The sequence below is a fragment of the Aequoribacter fuscus genome, assembly GCF_009910365.1.
Lineage (GTDB): Bacteria > Pseudomonadota > Gammaproteobacteria > Pseudomonadales > Halieaceae > Aequoribacter > Aequoribacter fuscus.
Genome location: NZ_CP036423.1, coordinates 2,208,776 through 2,230,573 on the forward strand (window position 1 = coordinate 2,208,776; position 21,798 = coordinate 2,230,573).

The 21,798-nt window shown below is 50.4% G+C and carries 16 protein-coding genes; 6 read left to right on the forward strand and 10 right to left on the reverse strand.

Going from position 1 to position 21,798, the window contains the following annotated elements:
- Positions 1-53: 53 nt before the first annotated feature.
- From EYZ66_RS09880 to folE, 3 genes are read left to right on the forward strand one after another with little or no spacing between them, the layout of a single operon-like run.
- Positions 54-1,598, forward strand: coding sequence for a peptide MFS transporter (locus EYZ66_RS09880; protein ID WP_009577266.1), 1,545 nt, complete (start codon positions 54-56; stop codon positions 1,596-1,598).
- 15 nt (positions 1,599-1,613) lie between these two features.
- Entirely contained in the window at positions 1,614-3,722 is a 2,109-nt protein-coding gene (locus EYZ66_RS14215; RefSeq protein WP_216090317.1) for a hypothetical protein, read from the forward strand.
- 57 nt (positions 3,723-3,779) lie between these two features.
- Positions 3,780-4,463: a GTP cyclohydrolase I FolE gene (gene folE / locus EYZ66_RS09890; protein WP_009576526.1), complete on the forward strand. Its 684-nt coding sequence runs from the start codon at positions 3,780-3,782 to the stop codon at positions 4,461-4,463.
- A 61-nt stretch (positions 4,464-4,524) separates the two neighbouring features.
- Here folE and EYZ66_RS09895 read toward each other — a convergent pair whose 3' ends face one another.
- The 3 genes from EYZ66_RS09895 to EYZ66_RS09905 all read right to left on the reverse strand — a co-directional run bounded on the left by EYZ66_RS09895 (position 4,525) and on the right by EYZ66_RS09905 (position 6,912).
- Positions 4,525-5,271 carry a sulfite exporter TauE/SafE family protein gene (locus tag EYZ66_RS09895; protein ID WP_009576527.1) on the reverse strand — a complete coding sequence of 249 codons (747 nt, stop codon included), beginning with the start codon at positions 5,269-5,271 and terminating at the stop codon, positions 4,525-4,527.
- Positions 5,272-5,307: 36 nt separating this feature from the next.
- Entirely contained in the window at positions 5,308-5,721 is a 414-nt protein-coding gene (locus tag EYZ66_RS09900) for a CBS domain-containing protein (RefSeq protein WP_235714742.1), read from the reverse strand.
- A gap of 87 nt (positions 5,722-5,808) precedes the next feature.
- Positions 5,809-6,912 (reverse strand): alkaline phosphatase D family protein, encoded by a 1,104-nt coding sequence (locus EYZ66_RS09905; protein ID WP_158027011.1) that lies wholly within the window; start codon positions 6,910-6,912, stop codon positions 5,809-5,811.
- Positions 6,913-7,283: 371 nt separating this feature from the next.
- Here EYZ66_RS09905 and EYZ66_RS09910 point away from each other — a divergent pair, with 371 nt between their 5' ends.
- Positions 7,284-10,514, forward strand: coding sequence for a TonB-dependent receptor (locus EYZ66_RS09910; protein ID WP_160195660.1), 3,231 nt, complete (start codon positions 7,284-7,286; stop codon positions 10,512-10,514).
- A gap of 159 nt (positions 10,515-10,673) precedes the next feature.
- On the opposite strand, the gene EYZ66_RS09915 is transcribed toward EYZ66_RS09910, so the two are convergent.
- The 3 genes from EYZ66_RS09915 to EYZ66_RS09925 all read right to left on the reverse strand — a co-directional run bounded on the left by EYZ66_RS09915 (position 10,674) and on the right by EYZ66_RS09925 (position 14,482).
- Positions 10,674-10,979 carry a hypothetical protein gene (locus EYZ66_RS09915; protein WP_009577025.1) on the reverse strand — a complete coding sequence of 102 codons (306 nt, stop codon included), beginning with the start codon at positions 10,977-10,979 and terminating at the stop codon, positions 10,674-10,676.
- Between the two features lie 140 nt (positions 10,980-11,119).
- Positions 11,120-13,246, reverse strand: a complete 2,127-nt coding sequence (locus EYZ66_RS09920; protein ID WP_009577026.1) for a 3-hydroxyacyl-CoA dehydrogenase NAD-binding domain-containing protein — start codon at positions 13,244-13,246, stop codon at positions 11,120-11,122.
- A 27-nt stretch (positions 13,247-13,273) separates the two neighbouring features.
- A complete protein-coding gene (locus EYZ66_RS09925) occupies positions 13,274-14,482 on the reverse strand; it encodes an acetyl-CoA C-acetyltransferase (protein WP_009577027.1) in 1,209 nt (402 codons plus the stop codon).
- Between the two features lie 182 nt (positions 14,483-14,664).
- Here EYZ66_RS09925 and EYZ66_RS09930 point away from each other — a divergent pair, with 182 nt between their 5' ends.
- The gene (locus tag EYZ66_RS09930; protein WP_009577029.1) at positions 14,665-14,943 is read left to right on the forward strand and encodes a TIGR03643 family protein; all 279 of its coding nucleotides are present in this window, start codon (positions 14,665-14,667) and stop codon (positions 14,941-14,943) included.
- Positions 14,944-14,959: 16 nt separating this feature from the next.
- Here the strand turns inward: EYZ66_RS09930 and EYZ66_RS09935 are convergent, their stop codons facing one another.
- Positions 14,960-16,738 (reverse strand): carboxylesterase/lipase family protein, encoded by a 1,779-nt coding sequence (locus EYZ66_RS09935; RefSeq protein WP_160195661.1) that lies wholly within the window; start codon positions 16,736-16,738, stop codon positions 14,960-14,962.
- A 228-nt stretch (positions 16,739-16,966) separates the two neighbouring features.
- Between EYZ66_RS09935 and EYZ66_RS09940 the strand changes: the two genes are divergently transcribed.
- Complete coding sequence (locus EYZ66_RS09940) at positions 16,967-18,322, forward strand: GntP family permease (protein ID WP_009577332.1); 1,356 nt, start codon at positions 16,967-16,969, stop codon at positions 18,320-18,322.
- Between the two features lie 127 nt (positions 18,323-18,449).
- Here the strand turns inward: EYZ66_RS09940 and EYZ66_RS09945 are convergent, their stop codons facing one another.
- From EYZ66_RS09945 to EYZ66_RS09955, 3 genes are all read right to left on the reverse strand, one after another.
- Positions 18,450-19,049, reverse strand: coding sequence for a GspH/FimT family pseudopilin (locus tag EYZ66_RS09945; RefSeq protein WP_040818076.1), 600 nt, complete (start codon positions 19,047-19,049; stop codon positions 18,450-18,452).
- A complete protein-coding gene (locus EYZ66_RS09950) occupies positions 19,046-19,789 on the reverse strand; it encodes a hypothetical protein (protein WP_040818078.1) in 744 nt (247 codons plus the stop codon). The genes EYZ66_RS09945 and EYZ66_RS09950 overlap by 4 nt, the downstream gene beginning before the upstream one ends.
- A 67-nt stretch (positions 19,790-19,856) precedes the next feature.
- A complete protein-coding gene (locus EYZ66_RS09955; protein ID WP_160195662.1) occupies positions 19,857-21,794 on the reverse strand; it encodes a hypothetical protein in 1,938 nt (645 codons plus the stop codon).
- Between the last annotated feature and the right edge of the window lie 4 nt (positions 21,795-21,798).

Consider the following 21,798-nt stretch of genomic DNA (forward strand, 5'->3'; position numbering starts at 1 on the left):
CGTGCTATATTGACGCCTTCATTCAATACTCATTACTAAAAGGGCATAGAATAATGACCAACGCAGCGTTTGCCGCCGAAGACACAGCTTTTTTCGGGCATCCAAAAGGCTTATTTGTGTGTTTCGCAACTGAGTTGTGGGAACGCTTTTCATTCTACGGCATGAAGTACCTGCTACTGCTGTATTTGACCAAATACCACTTATTTTCGGATGGAGCCGGCCTAGAAGTCCTTGGCGGATACGCAGCGCTTGTGTATGCCATGCCCGTTATCGGTGGCCTGCTGGCTGATCGCTATCTCGGCATGCGCAAAGCTGTCATTTTTGGGGGCATTTTGCTCGTGCTCGGGCACTTAGGCATGGCTTTCGAGGGCGAGCAAGCGCGTATGGTAGCAGGCGAGGTGGTTCAAGACACCCAAGCTCTTCAAATCTTTTATGCGTCCTTAGCCTTAATAGTGATTGGTGTGGGCTTTTTAAAACCGAACATCTCGACCATCGTCGGTCAGCTATACAGCAAAGAAGACCCGCGTCGCGACGCGGGCTTTACCATTTTTTACATGGGTATCAACCTCGGATCGTTCGTCGCAACCCTGTTGTGTGGCTATCTAGGCGAGACCTACGGGTGGCGTTACGGATTCGGTGCCGCGGGTATCGGCATGTTGTTTGGCTTGGTCACATTCATTCGTGGCCAAAAATATTTACGCGGCCTGGCTGAACCGCCCAGCGACGAATTGCTTAAAGAAAAGCTTATGGGTGCATTGTCCCGCGAAAATACCATTTACCTGGGTTCGGTATTTGCGGTCGCCATCGTATGGCAAATGCTGCAATTCCATGGAGCCGTTGGCACCTTATTGAATACCTTAAGCGTTATTGTGTTGGTGGGACTGTCTTGGTTTATCGCAACACAGTGTGACGCTGAAGAACGGTCACGCATGATTGTATTGATCGTGCTGACACTGTCGAGCGTTGTATTCTGGGCCTTGTTTGAGCAGAGCGCTGCGTCTATGACCTTATATGCCGATCGCGTTATGGACCGTAACCTTCTCGGCATGGAATTGACCGCGGCACAATTTGGCTCTTTGAATGCCTTTTTCATCTTTTTGTTCGCACCAGTCTTCGCCCTGCTTTGGGTCTTCTTAGGCAAGCGCGGCATGGAACCCAGCACTCCCGTCAAGTTCGCGCTGGGAATCATGCAGGCAGGTTTAGGGTTTGGTGCTCTGGTCATTGGCGCATCCATGCCCGATGAGAGTGGTCGAGTCGCCGCAATCTGGATGGTACTCGCCTACTTGCTGCACACGACAGGAGAGCTTTGCCTGTCACCTGTCGGTTTGTCTGCGGTCACCAAACTGGCGGTGCACCGAGTGGTCGGCGTGATGATGGGCGCTTGGTTCTTAGCAACTGCATACTCGGAGTTCGTCGCAGCACAGCTTTCGAAGCTCGCCGCTATTGACACGCACGAGGGTGAGGTCTTGAGTATCAGTGAGGCCCTGGCATCGTACACAGAACTGTTTCAGTTCCTGCTCTGGCTAGGTTTGGGCGCAGGTATTGCTCTGTTGGTCATTAGCCCTCTGTTGAAAAAAGGCATGCGCGGCATACACTAAGCACACTCAACACCTATGAGCGAGGAACTGTTTGACATCGTCTTTCTGGGTCGAGCCATTGAAGGCTTTGATCAACACGATGTCGAGCAGGCTCTCGCAAAGGTTCTTAAACTCGCACCAGAAAAAGCCAAGATACTATTTAACGGCAAAGCGATAACGCTAAAAAAATCGGCTTCTAAGCCGCTAGCATCAAAGCTTTATGTGCAGCTAAGGGGCATTGGCGCCGACATCAAAGTTCGGCGCAACACCCCAGCACCAGCACCAGCACCAGCACCAGCACCAGCACCAGCACCAGCACCAGCACCAACTCCAGCTCCAGCTCCTGCTCCTGCTCCTGCTCCTGCTCCTGCTCCTGCTCTTGAACGTTCAGACTCTGATACCGACGAACAAGACAATAACAGCAGTAAAACAGAGCCCGACGCGATCGCACCGAATCCTTATTTGCTAAAACGCACCGAGGTACAACACGTCGCCGCCGAAAAAACTCAATTGCGATCTACCGCAGCAGCCACCGCATTGGTGAGCTTACTACTGTGCGTATTGGGCCTTGTGCTCAGCGCTTACTGGAAACACTGGCCGGCACCTTTACCTCAATTTGATGTCAATGGCGTCGCTTTAGATAACGGCACCCTGCTGCTGACGACGCCAGAGCGAGCGGTTGTGCACGATCATGCAGGATTGATAAGGTATGATTTTTCTCTGCGCGATTTAAACTTAAGCGAAATTCGCGGCAAACCCGCGCTCCTCTCCACCGATCGATTTGCGCTGGCTGGCTCCCGCTGGATTGACACTCCGCACAATACCCAAGAACTTATCGAGGGCACCTTTCTTTGTCAGACAGAGCCCGTAGAGTGCAGATTCATCGAAAGTCTTAAAGTATTCCCAAAGGCCTTAGACTTGTTTTTTGAGCCCTCATCCGAGCGCTTATACATCAACCACGGCTCCTACTTGTCGGCTTACAACCCAGATAACGAGCGTTCCCGTAGCACTACCCTGGCCTTGGGCGATGAAACCTTCGCGATGTTCGAAGGTCTGATGTACGCCTCTGACCCCGATGCGCCGGCTCTACGTGTATTCAGCATTGACGACCGCACGTTCATGCGCGAGCTAGACCAGATTTTGTTTATTGACCCAGCCGATCCTGACCCCTTAACCAGCCGAGTAAAAAGTTTTGTGGAAACGCAAAACGGTTGGTGGATCGTTTTGAGCAAACATGGAAAGGACTCACTGCACAGATTTTCTCCCTTGGGGGAACATCTACAAACCATCCAAATCGAGCACGCTCTTGCAGGCTTAGTGAAATGGCGTGATTCCGTGTTGGCCATTCCAGAGCACTCTGGCGCGTTCTTAAAATTTGCCGGTGCCGGCACAGTAGAAGCCTCATTCAATAATCAGGCTTTACTGGCGCCAAGGCAGGCGCTCGAAGCGGTGCACTTTCGTGAACGCAGCTTTCTGACCTTAAGCGCAGCGATTTTATTGGGGATCTTACCGCTGGGCCTCATGATCTTTTTTACTCACAGATGGCTAAACGAACTCGCCAGACACGATACGAGCAGTCCCAGCCAAGGTCTGCTCGAACTACCGCCCAGTGCGCGTTGGTACAACCCACAATTTCAGTGGCGCAGATTGCTGTCTCTAACAGGTGGCGGTGCCGCCCTGTGCTTACTCGCGGTGGTCATTATCCAGCATATCGATTTGAACTCCCTTGAAACAGCAGCGATAGCACTCGTCGCAGTAAGTAGTGCGTTGAGCGGTTTATATGCTCTGAGTTCGCGTCACGGATTCATTGGCCAAGATGGACCCAATCTTATTTTGGTCAATGCGCAAGGATTATGGGAAGCGGGCCGTGATACATCTATCCGCTGGCACGGCCCCTATGCTGCCACCCGTCACTTGATCACTTATTTGGGTTGGCAGTGTCACTGTCTGAGCCCGCGGGACCAAATGGGGATATTGAAAAACGCAAAAACTGTGGGGTCAAAGATCTCTCTCACCGCATTGCTGGCACTGCTGGTTAGGGCCGGCCACCCCCACGCCAAAGCAATTATTGCGTGGCTCGTTAGCTTGTATCTGAGTGGACTATTAGTACTGGCATCAGTGATCGCCGACATGATTCGTTGGTAAATCGGTAATCTGACTGAGTACCTGTCGCGTACCAAGGTTAGTTATTAGGAGATCGCTATGACATCAGCATTAAAAGCCCAAACTCTGAGCATACCTACAGAGCTAAGCGCGGAAGCACAACAAGTTCGAGACGCCCTTGTTGCAGCTGGTCTTGAAACCCCCATGACCACCAACAGCCTTTCAAGAGATGACAAATACCAGACCATCAAAGAGGCTTTCACGCAAATCACTGAGGCACTGGGGCTTGATTTAAACGACGACAGTCTCGCCGAGACGCCGCATCGCATCGCAAAAATGTACGTCGATGAGATTTTCTCTGGCTTAGACTATTCCCAATTCCCAAAGATTTCGGTAATCGATAACAAAATGAATGTCGAAGAAATGGTGTGCATTGATGACATCTCGCTCATCAGCACATGCGAGCACCACTTTGTTACCATTGATGGCGTTGCAAAGATCGCTTACATACCAAAAGAAAAAATTATTGGCTTATCTAAGATCAACCGCATTGTTCGATTCTTCGCTCAGCGCCCCCAGGTCCAGGAACGCTTGACTCAGCAGGTATTGGTTGCGCTGCAGACCCTACTGCAAACCGACGACGTAGCAGTGACCATGAACGCGACCCACTACTGCGTAAAATCGCGGGGCGTCATGGATGCAAACTCACATACGCGAACAACGGCACTCGGTGGCGTGTTCAAACTTAACCAGGCAACTCGCTGCGAGTTCTTACAAGCATAAAGAGCGTGACGAGGGTGCCTCGCGCCCTCGCTCATAAACCCACCTAAACCACCGCCCCTCGCTAGCCGCGCAACAGCATCACGATAGCGGTCAAACCTGTTGTCGCGATAATGAACCAACGATAGTTCTTGTCACCTATCCGTTTTACCAACTGAATACCAGTCCACGCGCCCAAACCGATGATCGGAACCATCAAACAATTGACAAGAACCGTATCAACCGTGATGGTTTCCCAAGCAAACACGTGAAACGGTATTTTGAAGAGGTTTACTGCCAAGAAAAACCAGGCGACGGTACCGATATAGGTTTGCTTGGGAAGACGTTGGCTTAACAAATACAAAGACATCACGGGCCCCGCCATGTTGCCAACCATTGTCGTCACGCCTCCTAACACACCAGCACTGACGGCAAACACTGGATGCTTGGGCACCCAAACAGACTGCTTGAGCTCCTGCCAAACCATAAGCAACAGCGACACAACAATAAATATCACCATAGCCACTGCAAAACCCGCATCGGTAATTAGGTCGCCCATAAGCGTTCCAAGCACGACACCCACCCCAGCAGCGGGAAAAACACGCCATAGCACCGCCCAATCAGCGTGTCGATGATAATAGAGCACTGCCATAATATCAGCGGCCACGAGCATCCCTAAGGCAAGACCCGTGGAATCTTTAGCACCGAACATTAACGCTAGCAGAGGCACAGTCGGCATAGCTACACCGTGCAAACCGGTTTTCGCCATACCGATAAGAAGAGCGCTGACTAGCAAACCCAGCCAGGCTAAGAAAGACAGTTCAAACAACACCGATTCTTCACCAAATGGCGCAAAACCGGTTTATCGCTAGGCTTTGCGTCGAGAGTACTCCATTAAAGCCCAAAGTACGTTCCCCGAGCTCACCTGACCGACGAGTTTACCATCTTCTAGGACAGGACGGCGACGCTGCTGGGTCTCTAACATGCTTTGCGCCACTTCAACAATGCTGTCGCTTGGTGTACAGGTGTTCAGTTTTGTCGTCATGAACTCATTCACGAGGCGATGATCAGGATCACCGTCGTTATAGATAGAATTCAAAATTGCTTTAAGACAGTCGATTTCAGAGAGGACGCCCACCACCACACCGTGCTCATCAATTACCGTAATGCCCGTAAGCTTGTTATCCACAATGATTTGCACCGCCTGCGCGATACTTGCACTCTCGGAAATCGTGAGTGGTGACCGGTGCATACATTCGCTTACTGCCGCTGTTCTGACCATACCTTCTCCTGTGTATTCTATTTTTTTAATACAATAACAACAGAAAGTCAGATATGCCAAGAGTTTCTGATGACAGCCATGCTCGGCCTAATTTGCCCGGAGTGACTGCAGGGCAACTTCGAGGGCCTGTAGCTCAACACCCTCCTCGTCGATTAGCCTAAAAATCAAAAAGTGTTCGGTGTCAGCGCCTGTAATTTCAATTTCGCCAAAGCTGTTGTAGCTGACGTTTGCATCAAATGCGCGGAATTTATTGGGTTCATCAGCTACATTAAATCGACCACGCAGTGCGTTATTTAGGCCACTCGAGGTAATTTCATAGAGCGGATAGCCAATGTCCTGCCGATTGATCACACTAATCTCACTCGAGTGCCTATCACCGCTCAGCAGCACAACACCCTCAGCCTGACTCTGTGCGATTAAACTCAGTAAACGCTCGCGCTCCGCAGGGAAGTTTGCCCATTTTTCAAAGCATTGCTCGATAGGAAGCACTTGAATACTGGAAACGATCAATCGCAAATCTGCGGGCTGCAGCAGTTGTTCAGCCAGCCAGCCCCACTGATCCTCACCCAAAATAGTGGCAGCTGGGTCGCTGCTAAACACCCAGCCTCCTCGTTCGCAGCTGTCTGAGTTTTTCGATTTTATAAAAGGCGAACGAAAACTCCGAGTATCCAACATCACGACTTGGACTTTTAAATCAGCCAGATCAATTATCGATGCATTGTGAATACCCGGTTCATCAAGTGAGGGTTCAGCCAGACCTACGGGGCTAAAGAAATCAATAAACGCTTCTTTGGCTTCTAAGCGCTCCGTGTGCTCTTCCCCGCCATCGTTCAGCCCATAATCGTGATCGTCCCACGTGGCAAAAACGTCTATTTCGCGAGCCCGACTCGCGACAAGAAATTTATTAAAATCGGGGTTCTTTTTCAGGCGTTCATAAGCCACCTCGTAGTTGCGAGGCGAAGGCATGAGCTTATAGGCGCCAGTATCAGCGTAAACGTTATCCCCCAAAAACAAGAACGCGTCAGGGTCGCGATCTACCACTGCTGACCACACTGGCATGGGTTTGTCTTGGACAGCGCACGAACCAAAGGCAATACGGGTCTTGGTAGGAATATTACCGAATGCCGCCATGCAAAATGACGCGGACTGAAACATGAAACCACACAATAGATAGGTTGCGGCCTGTCTCACGCGCTCCTCGAAATACATAGATTCTGAATCCTTTATAAACCGCTACGGAAGGTTAAGTTCCCCTTGTGACGATAACGTGAAAGTTATGACAATGTCAGCACAATTACTGCCAATTAACAACGGCAAAAAGCTGGAAGCCCACCCTCAAACATCTGCCAGTTTCAGAGCACCCTACTATTTTAGTGTAAAAGTGCCAAATGCTACCCTTGTAATGAAATCGCAACCATCCACAATTACCTTTTGCGCTAGAATTCGCCGCCTAGGTTAGTGCTATGCACAGCTCTTTGGCTGCGGCTCTGAGTAAAATGCAAATTATTTGCGCTAGTTTAGTTAACCATAACCCATCTACATGAATACTAGGAGCATCATTTATGATTGGTTTACCGAAGCTTAGCCGCCTGGCTGTTGCTGTAACACTCACCGTCGGGATGTCGTCTGCTGCACTTGCGACTTCAACGACATCATCGATACGCGGTAATGTTGCGTCAGAAACCGGCACGACATTCTCAAATGCCGTTGTCACCATCACGCACGTACCCTCTGGAACCGTATCGAAAACCACCACGAACGCATCGGGCTCATTCTCAGCGCGGAGCTTGAAAGTGGGTGGTCCTTACCTGATATCGATCAGCGGTAGCGACTTTCAAGATGTTAAAATCGACGATGTTTACCTCTCTCTCGACGAAGTGTTCAGTCTTCCCGTGACTGTTAAATCTGCAACGGCCATGGAAGAAGTAACAGTTACTGCGCAAAGCTTGGGTGATACGGGTTTTTCAAGCGGGGCATTAACTACAACTTTGGGCTTGAAAGCCTTGTCAGAGGTTGTATCAATTGATCGAGACATCACTGATGCCGCCGAGTTGGATCCTTTCGCATCGGTCAACGTTCAAAGCGGTGGTGCCAAGGAATTGAGCATCGCTGGCGCTAACAACCGTTTTAACTCTCTTACCATTGATGGTGTAGCGCTAAACGATCGCTTTGGTCTGAATGCTAACGGCTATCCTTCACAACGTTCGCCTATCTCTTACGATGCGATTGAATCTCTATCAATTCAAACCGCGCCATTCGACGTTGAATACAACGGCTTCACAGGTGGAACCATCAATGCTGTTACCAAATCAGGCACCAACGAATTTAAAGGTTCAGTGTCTTATTACTCAACAGACGACAGCATGATCGGTGACAAAAGCCGCGACGATGAGTTTGACTTCCAGTTTGAAGAGGAAACTTTCGCAGCAACCTTTGGCGGCCCAATCATTAAGGACAAACTGTTTTTCTTTGTTGCCTATGACAAATACGAAGAAATTGCCCCGTTAAGCCGCGGACCAGCCGGTTCTGGCGCACTCAACACTGAGCCGGACATTACCACCGACGATGTAGCACAAGTTGCTCAAATCGTGAGTGATGTATGGGGCTTTGACATTGGCGGTTTCTCAAAAAGCCCAGCGCAAGATGAAAAAATCTTAGCCAATGTTGACTGGAACATTTCGGAAAACCACAGAGCAAAGTTCACCTACATCAGCACGGAAGGCAACACCATTATCGAGCAAAACGGTAATAATTTTGAAATACCGTTTAACCCAAATGGCGGTAACAACGTACTAGGCGCTTCATCCGCATGGTACGACCGGTCTGAAGAAGTAGAGAGCATGATCGGTCACGTCTTTTCGGATTGGTCTGACTCATTCTCTACTGAATTGAAAATCGCGAGCACGACCCAGGCGACGGGGCAAGACTCGTTAAACGGATCGGAGTTTCCGTCGATGGCAGTTTTCCTCAGGGAAGCCAACGGCGACAACAATTACTTAGTAATTGGTCCAGATCGCTACCGTCATGGCAACGAGCTTGACCAAGAGTTTTTCCAGATTAAATTTGTTGCCGAGTATGTATTGGGCGATCACATCATCAAATTTGGCATCGAGAGAGAAGAAGTCGACGTCGACAACCTGTTCGCACAAAACTCTGAAGGGTCCTATTTGTTCGACAGCCTCACAGACTTGCAGAATGCAACGGCCTCGAGCTTGTCATATGACAACGCTATCACCAACGACGAGAACGACCTTAGAGCGATTTGGGGATACGACTATCAATCGATCTACCTGCAAGATAGCTGGGATGTAAATGGCAGCTTGATTATCGATTTTGGTTTACGCTACGACGAATATTCCAGCAATGGCACGATTCGCGAAAACCAAAACTTTATCGATCGATACGGTTTTTCAAATACCAACGACATCGATGGGCTTGACGTGCTTCTACCACGACTTTCGTTCAAATGGTTCGTATCGGATAACACCACAGTCCGAGGCGGCATTGGTCGCTTCTCAGGTGGCTCGCCCGGCGTATGGATCTCGAACAGTTACTCGAATGACGGCGTAATATCGGACAGCACGAGTGCAGATGGCCCAATTAATGTGCCAACGACACCAGACAGTGCTACGGGGCAGTACATACCCGCCGACGTTCTTGCGGCATTGGCAAATGAAGCACCTGACGGATCTGTAAACGCTTTAGATCCAAACTTCGAAATACCCACCACGACAAAAATGAGTCTAGGTGTTGCGCACGAGACAGATTTAGGTTTCTTGGGCGAAAACTGGTTACTCTCTGCCGACGTGCTTTACAACACCTTGGACAATGCGTCTTACTGGTACGATGCTCGCTGCACTCAAGTACCAGGACAAGCGCCAGATGGTCGTCCCGTTTATGATTGTAGCGGTGGTGGTGCAAAACAATCTATCGTAGTGAGCTCCTTCGATGGCGGCGAGAGCACCTTATTCGCCCTTGCTGCATCGAAAGAGTGGAACACCAAAGCGGGTGATTTCGATCTGTTTATGAGCTATACCAATTCCGATGTCAAAGACATTGGCTATGGCACATCATCTACGGCAACGTCTAACTACTCTGATTTTGCCGCATATGACCGACAAAGTCCTCGCGAGGGTACCTCTAACTTCCAAGTCGAGCACATGTTCAAATTGCGCTTAAACTGGAGCAAAGAGTTAATCGCCGGCTACGAAACAAAGGTGTCGGTATTCGCAACACGCCGCAGCGGTCAGCCTTACAGCTACACCTTCGAGGAAAACAACAACTGTGTACTTGACTTAGGCGGTGGCAAATGTGCTCGTGAAAGCAGCAACGACGATGCGGGCCATCTTCTATACGTACCCTCTGGCATTAATGACCCGCTTTTTTCTCCCAACTCCTTTAACGGTGACGCTGCAGCGCAGCAAGCGTTCTTTGACTACATCAGCAGCTCTGAGCTAGCGCAGTATGCAGGTAGCATTGCACCAAGAAATGGCGACAACTCGCGTTGGTCGACCATCTTTGATGTGCGCATCCAACAAGAACTGCCAGCATTTAGCGACGACCACAGTTTCAAAGTCTTCCTAGACATCGAAAACTTCGGCAATTTGCTGAATGACGATTGGGGTCGTGTGGAACGGACTTCGTATGAATATGAACGAAGGGTCGCATCAGCTATTATTGAAAATGGCCAGTATAAATACAAGAGCTTAAACAGTGACAGGTCTATCAAAAATCTAGAAATTCTTAGCCAATCAGTTTGGCAAATACAGCTTGGCTTAAAGTACGATTTCTAAGTGTTGTAAAAGCTCACAACAAAGCATAAGTTAAACCCCGCTACTGCGGGGTTTTTTTTACCTAAAGAATGGACGAAACCCTCAGCCTTACACCAACTGGCCCGAATGCCTAGCACGCAGCCATGTGGTATTCATAGCTATGTTATTCTTGTGCGCGGCTCACAAGTACGTAATTCGAGCCTCTAACTCCGCTTGAGTCTGCGACACATCACTAAGTTCATCCGGCCCATCATGGGTGCCAGCAACAACACCAAACCCTGCCACTGGTGCTATCTTATCGATTTGAAAGCGTCCCTCCGCACCACGGATGAAGCAGTCTTCGTCGAGATATAAATGATCCGCATTTGGACCAATTTCGTCAGATATGATCGTATCGAAACCTATCGCCTCGGCAATATCGCCAGTGTTGTGAATCTCGATTTCTTCAACTTTTTTCTCAACAGGATCAATCCTGAACGCTTTCATAGTAGAGCCTCGAAGTGACAAAACAAACGATACGACGGCGCGCGCCGGCCAGATCACCCAGTGTACCGCGGCGACTGTTCTCGAGATAGGGCAAACGAGCTACACCCAGGTCAAAAAAAACGGGCCGAAGCCCGTTTCCATTAAGCGCGATCTTTGGCTATTTGCGGCGGATTGAAACGATCACCGTATTGAGCAGCCAGCGCCTCACAGCGCGACACGAAATTGCCATATCCGTAGGTTTTAACAAACTGCAGCAACCCTCCCGTCCATGGTGGCGCCCCAATGCCCATAATCGACCCAATATTGCCATCTTCTTCTGAGCGCAACACTCCAGATTCCAAGCACTTTAGTGCCTCAATCACCTGTCGGAATAGCAAACGGTCTTTGACCTCTTGATCGTCAATACTGAACTCAGGCTTGTAGAAGATATCGTATAACCCAGACCAAATCTCCTTCGAGCCGTCTTCGTGGTACTGATAAAAACCGCCACCGTGGTAGCGACCGCCTCGACCGTGTTCATCGATCATAATACCGACGACTTTGCGGGCAACGCTGCCGTCGCCCCACTTGTCGACCACACCCATTTCTTCCCAGGTGGCGTTCGCTTTACGTGACAATTCCATGCTGACTTCGTCGTAGACCGCCAAGGGACCCACCGGCATACCAACAGCCTTACCCAAGTTGTCGATCTTGACGGGGTGCAAACCTTCGTCCAGCAAACGCACACCCTCGTCTAGGTAGGTACCAAAGGTACGAGAGGTGAAAAAGCCAAGCGAATCGTTCACAACGATCGGGGTCTTCTTAATTTGCACGGTGTAATCAAAGGCTTTAGCCAGAGCTTCATCGCTGGTTTTTTCACCACAGATGATCTCGACCAGAGGCATTTTATCGACCGGTGAGAAAAAGTGGATACCGATGAAGTTTTCAGGCTTGCTGCTACCGTCAGCCAATTGCGTGATAGGCAAGGTGGATGTATTCGAACCCCATACACCGTCTTCGGTTAAATAACCTTCAAGCTCAGCGGTGATCTGGTGCTTAAGCTTCATGTTCTCGAACACCGCTTCGATAATCAGATCACAACCCTGCAGGTCCTCGTTCGACGCTGTTGGCAAAATCAGATCTAATACGGCCTGCTTCTTCTCTTCGGTCATGCGACCTTTGGCAACACGCTTGGCCAATAGCTTTTCAGTATAGGCTTTACCTTTCTCGGCGGCTTCGACGCTAATGTCTTTTAAGACGACCTGAATACCCGCCATGGCCGATGAATATGCAATACCTTGCCCCATCATACCCGCACCCAAAACGCCGACTTTTTGGGTTGGACGCTTCTCGACGCCTTTCGGACGGCTGGCGCCACCATTGATCTTGTTCAAACCAAAAAAGAATGTCGAAATCATGTTTTTCGCGACTGGCGTAATGACCAAGTTGGCCAAACCACGCGACTCGACGGTTAAGGCTTCATCGAAATCTAATCGCAAAGCCTCTACCGCGCAGTCTAGGATACGCGCAGGCGCTGGAAGCAAACCGCGAGTTTTTGAGTACAGCATGGCAGGCGCGATCATGACCAATTGCGACACACCGGGCGAGTTAATGCCGCCGCCGGGTACTTTGTAGCCTTTGGTATCCCAGGGCTGAGTCGCTGCGGCTTGAATATCTTCTTGCGCTAAGATCCATGCTTTAGCGTTGGGGACTAGTTCTTCCAAGGTATCGACCGTTGCGTGGATCATGCCCGCCGCGAGGGCCTTGTCAGGGGTGACGCGCGTTCCTTCGGTCAGGTAAGGCAGCGCTGCCGCCAATCCCAACAAGCGAGTCATACGCACCACACCACCGCCGCCAGGCAACAGGCCAAGCGTAACCTCTGGCAAGCCCAATTGAACCGAACGATCATTCCAGGCAACACGGTAGTTGCAGCAAAGGGCAATTTCGAACCCACCGCCTAAGGCCGCGCCGTTAATCGCCGCGGCTACGGGTACGGGGAGCTTTTCGATACGTCGAAGCACTGCCTTGGTCGCTTGCAGGCCTTGAAAGAACTGCTCGACTTCTTCAGGCTGAACTTTCACCAAATCGTTCAAATCACCGCCAGCAAAAAATACTTTTTTAGCCGAGGCGAACACAACACCGCGCAAATCAGGTTCGGCTTCTAAACGCTCGACCGTTTCGGTCATAGCGGTTTGGTATTCAGCGTTCATAGCATTGACCGGTCCGGTCATATCCATTGTGACCGTTACGATGCCTGCGTCGTCTTTATCGTAATGAAATACACTCATGATTTTCTCCTTAGCTTTGCAGGTCGCTTACACGCGCTCGATGATTGTGGAAATGCCCATGCCGCCACCAACACACAGCGACAACATTGCGCGACGCAAGTTACGGCGCTCGAGCTCATCAAGCATAGTGCTGACCAACATTGCACCGGTTGCACCCAGAGGGTGGCCCATCGCAATAGCGCCACCGTTGACGTTGGTCACCGAGTGATCGATACCCAAATCCTGCATGTAACGTAAAGCGACTGAGGCGAAAGCTTCGTTAATTTCCCACAAATCGATATCCGCTACGGTCAGACCTGCCTTGGCCAGACATTTTTTGGCCGCAGGGCCTGGACCCGTCAGCATAATAATAGGGTCTGTCGATAATATTGCTGTTGCCACAATGCGGCCGCGGGGCGTCAAGCCCAGATCTTTGCCCGCCTTCTCGCTTCCGATCAGCACCGCACTAGAGCCGTCGACAATACCCGAAGAGTTACCCGGCGTGTGCACATGATCGATGCGCTCGAGCTGGTTGTACTTGCCTAAAATGACATCATCAAAGCCCATAGAACCCATCATCGCGAACGAGGGCTTCAGTGAGGCAAGGCCTTCCAATGTCGTGTTGGGCTTTATGAAGTCGTCGCGCTCAAGCACGGTAACGCCATTGATATCCTTAACAGGGACCACGCTTTTATCAAACCAACCGCTGTCGCGCGCATGCGTCGCGCGCTTTTGAGACTCCAGAGCAAAGGCGTCAACATCTTCCCGGGTCCAACCGCCCAAGGTTGCAATCGTATCGGCACCAATCCCTTGAGGCACGAAGCCCGTTTTTAACGAGAAGGCAGGGTCTGAACCCATCGCTCCCCCGGCAGAGCCCATGGGCACACGCGACATACACTCAACGCCGCCGGCTACCACCAAATCTTCCCAGCCAGACGCAATTTTCTGCGCGGCAATATTAACCGCCTCTAAGCCAGAAGCACAAAAACGGTCAAGCTGCACACCCGCTACGGACTCGTCCCAGTCGGCATTCTGCACAATCATCTTAGCCACGTCGCCACCCTGCTCGCCCACTGGCGTCACACAACCCATGACGACGTCATCAACATAGCTGGTATCCAGTTCATGACGCGCTTGCAGCTCTCGCAACAATGTCGCACCCAAATCAACGGGCTTGATTTGATACAGGCTACCGCCGGCTTTACCTTTGCTTCGCGGAGTTCGCACCGCATCATAAATGTACGCAGTATGAGGCATTTTCTTGCTCCTTAAAATTTTGAGGGGGTCATGATGAGGACCTCTCGAAAAATCCACAATGACCAATTTGTTAAAAAAATAGACAAAAACTTACACGCTGCATCACTCTAGTTGCCAGCATGGTTGGGCTAGCACTCGCTTGATCAGTGATCTTATTCAAGGCCTCAAACGTAAAGCTGATCATGAAATGGACTTATGACTCAATTACCGCAACACCCGAGGCTGTATCTCGCGTAATCGAGATGGCTTGGGAAGACCGCACGCCTTTCGAAGCCATCGAACAGCAGTTTGGCTTGGCCGAGGCCGAGGCCGACACCATTAAACTGATGCGCCAACAACTAAAACCACGAGCCTTTAAAAACTGGCGAGCCCGTGTGTCGGGCCGAAAAACCAAACACCAATCTCTGCGTGACCCCTCTGTAAATCGAGGCTATTGTCCGACGCAATACAAACAGCGCTAGTGCGTTGAGGCCTCGGTCATAACACCGAGGTCGTGCCGTACTGCTCTATCAAGGCATTCTTGACTTCAAGTTGGAAGGCGACGGCATCAAACTGCTGACAATACGTCCATTGCGCGAAGCGCTCATAATCCGGTTGACCGACCTTGGTCAGTGTCTCCCACCCTAGGAGGCAACGCTCCTGTTGGCTCATGTGGTCAAAGCCTTCGATACGAGCCAATAAGGAATCGATAGTGTCAGTATCCTTCGCAGTACGCAGGGCATCTTTAACGTCAAGATGGATAAAAGCTCGTTCCTCGGTGGTGTATTCGGGCCATGCCACGCGCGTTTTTGGCTGGGCGGAACGCGAAAATTCAGCCCAAGCACCCATCATTAACTCCATCATTTCTTGACGCTCTTCTGAGTCAGGATAAACCCAGGGAGATACCGGCCCATAAGTAAACGCACCGGTCAAAAAGGCAATATCTATCCCGTGTGCTGCGCCAATAATTGCAGGGAAATCGGCAAAGAATGACGTCTCTTGATCGTCCCAGTCAAAACGATAGGCATACAGATCGGTGTAGCCAGCGTCTTGCAAATACGTTAATGGTTGGTCAACACCACGTACTTTCCAAGCTGCCGAGCGTACGCGAATCCAATCTTGATAAACCGCAGCGTCTTTAACTTTGAGTCTTGGTGGCAACAGCTTGGTGAAAGGATAGCTTGCCTCGACAAAGTATCGATGCGTACCGAGCCACAGAGTCACCTCGTCACGGTTCGCCCCAGCAATGACCGGCACGTTTTTAGCGTATCGTGGATCGCCCAGGGCTGCCATAAAACCCTGCTCAGGTATCACTACACCGTCGGCCACGGTAAGCGGCACGTCACCGTCACCATCGAGCTCGTAGTAAGCTTCGTACAAATCGTGGGCATTAAGACCTCGCAAAGTATCTGCCGACGCCAAGGGGTCTACATCCAACTGCTGCAGCAGCTGCCAGCTCGTGCGGCGCATTGTTGGGTCGGCGTTGTCGCGATTAAACGCTTGCTCGGGCGTAGCAGACTTAACGTAGCCCGATTGCGAAATTGCCTTGTGAAACAACCCATCAGCAAGGGGTGATGCCAACATTGCGAAAACGTTATGGCCACCCGCCGATTCGCCAAAGATTGTCACATTATCAGGGTCACCCCCAAATCCCCGGATGTTCGTCTTCACCCATTTTAGTGCCTCAATGATGTCTTGGTGCCCGAAGTTAGCGGCGCCTCTTAATTCGCCACCTTCTGTTTGTATCGAGGGATGCACAAACCAACCAAGCGGTCCCAAACGATAATTAAAGGTCACAACAATCACATCTTCGCGGCGCACTAACTCATCGAAGTTGTAAAAGCCCTTGTAACCCGAGGTATTACCACCACCATGGATCCAAACCATCACAGGCTTCTCAGCACTAATCGAGCCGACTTGGGCTTTGATATCCATGTACAGGCAGTCCTCAGTACCGACTATCCCCTCTCCCGGGACACCGCCCGCATCATAAGCCTGTTGAACGCAGGCAACACTATCGCGAGTGTCGGACAGCAATTGTGCGGGAATCAAAGCATTAGGGGCTTCGTATGGCACTGGAGCTCGCCATCTCAGCTCACCAACAGGTGCTTGGGCGTAAGGGATGTCGCGCCAAGTCAATACATCTTGGCTAACCGAGGGTACTGCGCGTCCTGATTGCGTCGCGACCACATAGTTCTGGGCCACTTGAGGATCGATATCTACTGATCTGCAGGCCGCGAGGCCAATAAGTATTAAAAGAAGGGCTAAACTTCGCACAGGCGCGCACCTCGTGTTTGATAATGGTTATGCCAATTATGTCGTTATTGATTACGCTGAACTCTCTGCTCTGGCTCACCCAGAGACGTCCAAACTGAATACTAGCCCGTTTAGCATAACTCACTTAGGCGCAAAATGGGCGAACTAAGAAAAAGTGAGACTGGCCACTGATGGCAGAATACGGCACACTTTGCCGCTTACCATAAAGCGATAAAAAAGGTTTTGGCTATGACGACTCTAGGTTTGCTGGGCAGTGTTGTTCTGCTGATTTGGCTAGCATTGCGCGGCGTGAACATTATTTTTGCTTCTTTGCTGTGCTCGTTAATTGTGATTCTTACAAACGATCTTCCGTTCGCTGCGGGGCTTGGCGAATACTTTTCTTTCGGGCCTTTGGGCGCATTCACGTTTGCCGGTAAGTTTTTCTTGCTGTTTGCAGCCGGCGCCATGTTTGGCCGCGTTATGGGCGACAGCCACGCAGCTTCCAGTATTGCGCTGTCGTTAGTCCGCAAACTCGGCGCGGATCGTGCTTTATGGATTACCGTATTAGCCTGCGCGCTGCTCACCTACGGTGGCGTTGTCGTATTCGTCGTGATTTTTGCCATGTATCCCCTCGGGCTTAAGTTGCTACAAGAGGCCAACATACCCAAGCGCCTGTTTTGCGCGGCGCTGGCGTTAGGGGCCGGCACATTTACGCTTACAGCACTGCCCGGTACACCGTCTATTCATAACGTCATCGCCAGCGTCAGTCTCGGCACCGACTTATTCGCAGGTTTTTGGCCCGGCGTTATCGGCGGCCTCGCCATGTTCGGATTAGGTATGTGGTATCTCGAACGCGAGCGAAAAAAAGCGCAATTAGCAGGTGAGGGATTTGAGGCTGGCCCTAACGATCGTATTGTCGACCTTCATGACGACGATTACCCGTCGTGGCTGACCAGTTTACTGCCGCTAGCGCTGGTGCTTGCATTGATTATTTTGCCTCGTGTATTTGCCGACAATGCTTCGTCGGACTCCATGCTCGCCTCTGCGTTAGCGTTTGCCAATTCGCAGCCCGTGATCTGGCCAAGCTTGGCACTGATTATCGGCTCAGTGCTGGCCTGTATTCTTTTCCCAGTGGTGCGCCCGCAAGCTCTACACATCATGGGCCACGGCACCAACGACGCCATAATCCCGCTGATCAACACCGCTGCGGTTATCGGCTTTGGTGGCGTTGTAACCAAGACCATTGGCTTCGAGGCCTTTACAACGGCGATGCTAGATTCTGGTCTACCGCCGCTGTTGTCCGCCTTCACATCAGTCAGCCTGGTATCGGCTATTACTGGATCGGCGTCCGGTGGCTTGCAAATCTTCATGCAAACCTTGGCGCCAGCCTATCTTGAAATGGGCGTCCCAGTAGAGGATCTACACCGAATCGCCACGATTGCAAGCGGCGGTTTTGACTCGTTGCCCCACTGCGGCGCAGTCGTGGCCATGTTGACGATTACAGGGCTGACCCACAAGCAGGCCTATAAAGATGTGGGGATTATTACCGTGGTGATTCCTGTGGTGGTGTGTCTGGGATTGATAGCGGGGATGATGGTTTTGTGAGGATTCCCAGCTAACAGCCAAGATTTAAGGGCTAAGGTTTAAGTCCTCGCGAATACGCTCCTCTTCATTAAACGCTATATTTTTCGCGTTCGCGTAGCCTTAAATATCCATGGGTATTAGGTATATTCTAACCGTCGCAGGTTAGCCCGCCAGCTAGGTCCCCAACACGAGACGATCCCGCCGCGCCCAAATAAACGGCGCGAGCGCGGCCCGCATCACCACGGTCATCGCAAACGGTGAATGTACCTGACTGATAATTGTTTGACGCATCGCGAGTAAAGCCACTCCCATCGAATGACACAAAAGATTCGATCCCCGCACTACCCACTATCGTTACGAGCACGTCTAAGCCCTGTTTCACACGCACACGTTGATCACCATTACCGTCGACTGTTGTGTCATCTGTTGAGTCGCCGATTGTTCCCGTATCCTCAAAAATCATCCAACCTTGCGACCAGTCACCACTAGTCGCACAAGAAGTGCCATCACTACTTTTGCAGATTGTGACACGGGATGAGCGCGCGACCGCTGTGCTTCTGGCTAAAGCCATACTATTTTGCAGACCGTTAGCACCCAAGCGCAAACGTGAATCCTTGATGATGGTAGTTAAACTGGGAGCCCCTATCAAAGCAATGATAGCAGCGATCGCGAGCACAACTATCAATTCGATCAATGTCACCCCAGTTTGACGCGGCATTAATCGGCAGGTGCGGTTTGCTTTACTCAAGTATCACTCCGTAGCTTAAGCTCGATGCTAGACGTTAAGCTTGCCAGATAATCCAGCACGTAGTAAATGAATAAAGCAATGCCGAACATTTCCATGAACTCTTCAAGCGAATACAGCAAATAATATTTCAAAGAGCGCACGCCTGCTTCTTTGGCGGCCTCGTATTCCGCAGCACTGATCATCTCCACTCCGATAGCGCCACCGACAAATATTGCACCCGACAGAATCAAACCCAGTCGTGTTTTGTTGGGTAGGCGCATCAAGAAGGGAAAGTAGGCTGCAGCAAACCACGCGGTCAGAACGCCGTAAGGCACTACCCAGAGCCAGTACAAGTATCCACCACGTTCAAACCGATCATGAAAATGGCTACCGATCATTTCGTGAATTGTTGCGCCCTCATCGATGCCCAAAAAAATAAGCACCAGACCAAGCACCAACCAATAGCTCTGATCTCTCGGACATAACAAACGGCAAACCTTAGATACCAAAAGCGAACAAAACCCGGCAAAAATTAACTGGGTCGTAGAGTAAATCGTAGGGATGTTGTGCTCGATACCAACGTCAAAATATTCTGTAACTCGATAATACTTTCCATCATAGAAATATTTTGCAAATACAGACACAAGATTTAGGGTTTGAATAAAACACACAGCGCCCAGCAAATAAAAATAAAGTGTTCTGGGCGCCAATGCGATTACGGTTGACCTAAGCAATTCCCCTGAATTATCCGCAGTCGACATACCACAAGACCCTCGGCGATATCAGCGCTGAAGCCGGCTTATTGCACACAAAGAGAACGAAAATCCCTTATTGGCAAGCTCCACAATAGTCCTCACTATGATTTTGGTGCCCATTCCAAGCTGACTTGTTTACTTCAATCGTGTTTCCATTGTGACAAATTTCTACTTTGTTTTTCCCGCTGGGCTTGCACTCACTTAAGTCTTGCTGACTGGCATTATTGGAGCCGTCATCGTCTTCAGAACTATCGTCACTCTCTGAACCGTCACTTGACTCTTCAGAATCGTCTCCATCATCGCTACTCGACCCGTCATCAGACTCTGCAGAATCGTCATCATCCTCATTGTTTGATCCATCATCGGCCTGCGCAGAATCGTCATCATCCTCATTGTTTGATCCATCATCGGCCTCCGCAGAATCGTCATCATCCTCATTGTTTGAGCCATCATCGGCCTCATTGTCATCCGAGTTAGAACCGTCATCACCCTGATCGTTTGAGTTAGAGGAACCATCGTCAGCGATCGCATCACAGTTAACACTAGCCTCGCCGGAGCCATTGTTTGAAGAGCCAGTACCTGAACCGGCATCATCATCCTGTTCACACGCCGTTGCGCCACCGGCCACAAAATCAATATCACCTCGGGTGTAGAACAACAAGGCATAATCTGAGGTTGAGCTTGAATCATCGCTCACATCGCCAGAGAACTCAAAATGCGTATCGTGGTTATCGTAGTCCTCAGTAATCACGTTGTAGCCCCAAATAGAGCCTTTATAGTCTACACCACGGAGGCAAACCGTTGCTTTTGGCGCATACAAGCGCCCACCGAAAAAGTTGTTCGACGGATGTGTATTATCATTACCACTGCTTTCGACTTCACGAATACGAACCTCGTCGCTCCCACCAGAGCACGAGGTATGGTCATCTTGACCCCCAAAGTTGGCGTAAATCGAAATCTGATCTTGAACCGAGGCACCATTGCCACCGCCAACGGCTGATAGAGTCACGTCGCGCAAATCAATTTCACCTTGCCCGTCGGCTCCCACAAAAATGTTTAACGCCACTGGATCGGAGTTATTGGGATTAATGCGAATTGTTACGTCTTCAAAATCCCATTTATCTTTGATGTAAATGTTGTAAGTGCCGGCCGAGAAGGTAATAGTTTCGCCGTCGACGTCGTCCCAGTCGTCGAAATAATAGTCGCCCGCCGAGGAAAATGATTTTTTATCGTCAGGTTGGTAAGACGGACTATCATCGACATAAGTTTCAAACTCGCCAAAAATCACTGGAAGATTCAAAGGGTCACAACTCGCGGCGTCAACCTGACCTAAAGTACCAACTGCCCCCGACACATCCTCCTCATCGACATAATACGCGTCGCCATTAATGCTTGCACCTGAGCTCGTATCCAACATCGAGGTCGACAATTTAGTACGAACGTCGCCAACGACTCGCGTATCGTCTTTTAGATTGACATTTCGACAACCCACGATGGCATCATCCCAAACGCCCGCGGTCGCGACGTTTCTAACAACAACACCCGCCGTCAACGATTGAGTCGCCAACGAACCACCACTTGAACCGCTGCGAACACCTACAACCGACACTTTATAGATGTTGTCACCATTATCGTCAGTCGCGGGCTCGCCACCATTCATGATGTAAGATACGACGTAAGTGTATCCATCCTCTGAGACTTTTTCACATTCCCAGTTAGCTGGATCCTCAGTACTCAAATTTTCCGTGCAAAAACCGTTCGTAAACACATCGCCATTGGTCAAGTCTGCAACAGCTTGCTTGAGGCCTTTCTCGGCATTGCGTGTTGCGTCGTCAGCAGCTTTGGAGTTAACCGATGTGCGCTCCTGTACGACGGTCTGCTCAACGGTGCTAAGGCCCGCCAAAGCCAATAAAGACAGAGTAACAACGCTTACCAACAAAACCGCCCCTTTTTGCTTGGAGGGCAAAGTTTTGAATTTTTGGTAAGGTACTTTGATATATTGCGCTGCCATAAGG